The organism is Pseudomonas sp. GP01-A4 (genome assembly GCF_058780865.1).
The window spans coordinates 1-2,770 of record NZ_JBYSWF010000143.1 but is presented as its reverse complement, the minus strand read 5'-3'; the positions used below and the strand labels follow the sequence as shown (position 1 = coordinate 2,770).

Annotated in this window: 4 protein-coding genes; 3 read left to right on the top strand and 1 reads right to left on the bottom strand. The window is 63.8% G+C overall.

What is annotated here, in order from left to right:
- Positions 1-18: 18 nt before the first annotated feature.
- Positions 19-330 carry a hypothetical protein gene (locus tag AC3WKX_RS34170; protein ID WP_087694900.1) on the bottom strand — a complete coding sequence of 104 codons (312 nt, stop codon included), beginning with the start codon at positions 328-330 and terminating at the stop codon, positions 19-21.
- A gap of 162 nt (positions 331-492) precedes the next feature.
- On the opposite strand from AC3WKX_RS34170, the gene AC3WKX_RS34165 reads away from it, so the two are divergent.
- The 3 genes from AC3WKX_RS34165 to AC3WKX_RS34155 are packed head-to-tail and all read left to right on the top strand — an operon-like array spanning position 493 to position 2,674.
- Positions 493-1,167, top strand: coding sequence for a secretin and TonB N-terminal domain-containing protein (locus AC3WKX_RS34165; protein WP_102605759.1), 675 nt, complete (start codon positions 493-495; stop codon positions 1,165-1,167).
- Complete coding sequence (locus AC3WKX_RS34160; RefSeq protein ID WP_102605758.1) at positions 1,164-1,709, top strand: RNA polymerase sigma factor; 546 nt, start codon at positions 1,164-1,166, stop codon at positions 1,707-1,709. The genes AC3WKX_RS34165 and AC3WKX_RS34160 overlap by 4 nt, the downstream gene beginning before the upstream one ends.
- 38 nt (positions 1,710-1,747) lie before the next feature.
- Positions 1,748-2,674, top strand: coding sequence for a FecR family protein (locus AC3WKX_RS34155; RefSeq protein ID WP_102605757.1), 927 nt, complete (start codon positions 1,748-1,750; stop codon positions 2,672-2,674).
- Positions 2,675-2,770: the final 96 nt, after the last annotated feature.

Here is a 2,770-nt window from a genome sequence, read left to right as displayed (position 1 = left end):
GGGGGGGACAAGCGGCGATCAAGGCCGCTGGGGTTTCACCGAAGTACCGAACGTATTGCCCATGCGCACACTGGTCGCTGCGGGTGTAGAGAGCCCGATCTGGTTCGGCTTGCGTTTGTCGATGGGCACCTGTTGCGCTTGCTGGTTCTTTTGCGTGGCCTTGGCGGCGTCCGGGTGGTTGCCCATCTGCTGGCTCAGGCAGCCATAGTCCGGTGCCTTGTAGCCATCCACGTTGACCTCGGTGCAGCCATTCGGCGTTCCTTCGGCGTGGGCCATCAGTGGCAGGGCAGCACACAGCAACAGGCTGGCGAGGGTCGGGAACAGGTTCATCGGTGCCTCCTGGCGAGCCCTGGGAAATGGGCCGGTATGGCTCAAAAGTGTAGTGCAGCGGGCTGCCCGTCACCGTGATGTTTTTTTTGCTGGCACCGTAACATCAGGTTCATAAACTGGCCTCAGGATGACGGTTTTGTAGGCTATGTCGGACGTGTTGCGATGCTGAGCAGGGGGGCTTGGAGGCGCGCGGGCTGCTGCCTGGCTCTGCTGTTGGGGCTGGCGCAGGCCGTGCGCGCCGAAGTGACCCTGGACCTGCCCGCGCAGAACCTGGATAGCGCCCTGCAGGCGTTCAGCCATGCCACCGGCATGGCGGTGCTGGTGGACCGCGAGTTGACCCGGGGCCGGCGCTCCATCGGCGTGCATGGCCGCTACAGTGCGCAGCAAGCCCTGGGCCTGCTGCTGACAGGGAGTGGCCTGATGGCGCGTTATGCCCGCAGCGATGCATTCACCCTGCAAGCCCCCGAGGTCAGCCAGCCGGCCACGACGCGGGGGCTGAAGGCAGGGCATGCAGCACGGATCAACAACAGCTATGCCGCGGCCTTGCAGCAGGCGATCGAACGCAGTTTGTGCCGTTCGCCGCTGACCCGCCCCGGCAGTTTCCGGGCGCTGGTGCAGGTGTGGGTCAACGGTGACGGGGTGATCGAACACAGCCGCCTGGTCAGCTCCACCGGTGACCTGCAGCGTGACGAAGCGCTGGTACGCGGCCTGGGCACCACCCGGGTCGAACGTCCGGCACCCAGTTCGCTGCGCTTGCCGGTGACCTTACTTTTGATGCCCGATTCAACAGGAACACGCATGGAATGCACAGCAGGGGAAGGAGTTTCCGGGGCATGAAAGACACCGGCCACAGCATGATGGTCAGCCTGTTCCTGGCGTCCTACGAGGACTTCAAGGTACGCCTGCGCAAGCGCCTCGGGTCCGAGGACCTGGCCAACGACGTGCTGCACGAGACCTACCTGCGGGTCGACCGCATGGACGTACCGCCGAACCTGGCGCAACCCAATGCCTACCTGTATCGAATGGCGCTGAACATCGCCGCTGACCGACGCCAGGCGGATGCGCGACTGTTGACCGGCAGCGAAGTCGAAGAGCTGCTGCAAACCGTCGATGAAGCCCAGGACCCGTCGCGGGTGGTGGGTGGCCAGCGGGAAATCCAGTCGTTGCTCAAGGCCCTCTACGAACTGCCGGCGCGGCGGCGCCAGATCCTTATCGCGGCACGTCTGGAAGAGGCGCCACACCTGGAGATCTCCAGGCGTTTCGGGATTTCCACGCGCATGGTCGAAAAGGAAATCAAGGCGGGGCTGGGCCACTGTGCGCAGCGCCTTGAAAGAAAAGTAATCCAGCGGTTCGGTCCCGGGGCCGGAAAACCGTCTTAGTGATTGAGTCCCTGATAATCCGTTGAGTACCTGCGCGCTTGAACATTTTTAACCTCTCCGCTGCCCGTGCTGCGCCCAATAGCCCCCTGCACGATGAAGCGCGTGACTGGCTGGTGCTGCTGACGTCGGGCCGGGCCACCGTTGCTGATGCCAAGGCGTTGCGCCAGTGGTGCGCCCAGAGCCCGGAGCATGCCCGGGCGTTCGAGCAGGCCAAGGTGTTGTGGCAGCAATTGGCTCCCGCCGCCGAGCAGTTTTCCCGGCCGCGGCATTTTGGGCGGCGGGCGTTTTTGGGCGGGGCGATTGCGGCGTCGGCGGCGGTGTTGATGGTGCGGGTGACGGTGCCGGGTGGGTTTGCCGGGTTGACGGCGGATTACCGCACCGAGGTCGGGGAGCAGCGGCGGGTGGAGTTGGGTGATGGGGTTCGGCTGGAGCTCAATACGCAGACGCGGATCAGCCGGCGTGAGGGTGGGATTGAGTTGTTGGAGGGGGAGGTCGAGGTGCTGGCCGATGCTGCGATGCCGCTTCAGGTTCAGGCGGGTGGAGGGTGGTTGAGTGCGGCTCGGGCGCGGTTCAATGTGCGCAATACGGATCACAGTGTGTGTGTGACGTGTATTGATGGGGCGCTGTTGGTGGGTGTTGGGGGGCGTACGGTTCGGCTTGAGGGTGGGCGGCAGCTGACTTATGACGCCAGCGGTGTGGGTGAGCCGGTGGCGGTGGACGTGCAGGCTGTGGTGGCTTGGCGGGAGCAGGTGCTGGTGTTTGACAATGCGACGCTGGCGACGGTGGTGGATGAGATCAATCGCTATCGGCCGGGGATGTTGCTGCTGATGAATGCGCAGTTGGGCAAGCGGCGGGTGCAGGCGCGGTTTAGTCTGCATCAGTTGGCGGGGGTGGCGCTGTTGATTCGCGATGCGTATGGGGCCAAGTGTACGGAGTTGCCTGGCGGTGTTGTTTTGTTGAGTTAGATCGGTGTGCATATCCGTTATTTAGGTAACGACCAGAGCGAAAACAGATCTGCTTTTCTGTGGGAGCGGGGTTGCTCGCGAAAAACCTGAGAGCCT

What these genes read in the sequence shown, in the direction of transcription:
- AC3WKX_RS34170 (WP_087694900.1), bottom strand. Translation starts at nt 330, where the DNA reads ATGAACCTGTTCCCGACCCTCGCCAGCCTGTTGCTGTGTGCTGCCCTG.
- AC3WKX_RS34165 (WP_102605759.1), top strand. Translation starts at nt 493, where the DNA reads ATGCTGAGCAGGGGGGCTTGGAGGCGCGCGGGCTGCTGCCTGGCTCTG.
- AC3WKX_RS34160 (WP_102605758.1), top strand. Translation starts at nt 1,164, where the DNA reads ATGAAAGACACCGGCCACAGCATGATGGTCAGCCTGTTCCTGGCGTCC.